Source organism: Arthrobacter sp. LAR12-1-1.1 (assembly GCF_040676555.1).
Classification (GTDB): Bacteria; Actinomycetota; Actinomycetes; order Actinomycetales; family Micrococcaceae; genus Arthrobacter.
Genome location: NZ_JBEGIG010000037.1, coordinates 1 through 659 on the forward strand (window position 1 = coordinate 1; position 659 = coordinate 659).

The 659-nt window shown below is 67.4% G+C and carries 1 protein-coding gene; it reads right to left on the bottom strand.

The window, feature by feature from the left end; translation table 11 throughout:
- The coding region (locus tag MRBLAR12_RS18575) for a lipoyl synthase (RefSeq protein WP_364747540.1) at window positions 1–659 on the bottom strand (659 nt) is incomplete at both ends.

Sequence of the window (659 nt, forward strand, 5' to 3'; positions counted from 1 at the left end):
TTCTTGCGCATCGCGGTGGCCCAGAGCCGGCCGGCGCGGTAGGAGGAGCGCACCAGGGGCCCGGACATGACGCCGAGGAAGCCGATCTCGTCCGCTTCGTTTTGCAGGTCCACGAATTCCTGCGGCTTGACCCAGCGGTCCACCGGGAGGTGGCGTTCGGAGGGGCGGAGGTACTGGGTGATGGTGATCAGGTCGCAGCCGGCCTCGTGCAGGTCCCGGAGGGCCTCGGAGATTTCCTCGCGGGTCTCGCCCATGCCCAGGATCAGGTTGGACTTGGTCACCATGCCGAGCCTGCGGCCCTGGGTGATGACGTCCAGGGAGCGTTCGTAGCGGAACGCCGGGCGGATCCGCTTGAAGATCCGGGGCACGGTTTCGACGTTGTGGGCGAAGACCTCGGGCTTGGAGTCGCAGATCGCCGCGATGTGTTCGGGCTTGCCGGAGAAATCGGGGATCAGCAGTTCGACGCCGGTGCCCGGGTTCAGTTCGTGGATCTTGCGGACCGTCTCGGCGTAGAGCCAGACGCCCTCGTCGGCGAGGTCGTCGCGGGCCACGCCCGTCACGGTGGCGTAGCGCAGCTGCATTGCCTGGACCGAGCGGGCCACCTTGGTGGGCTCGAACATGTCCACGGGCGAGGGCTTGCCGGTGTCGATCTGGCAGAA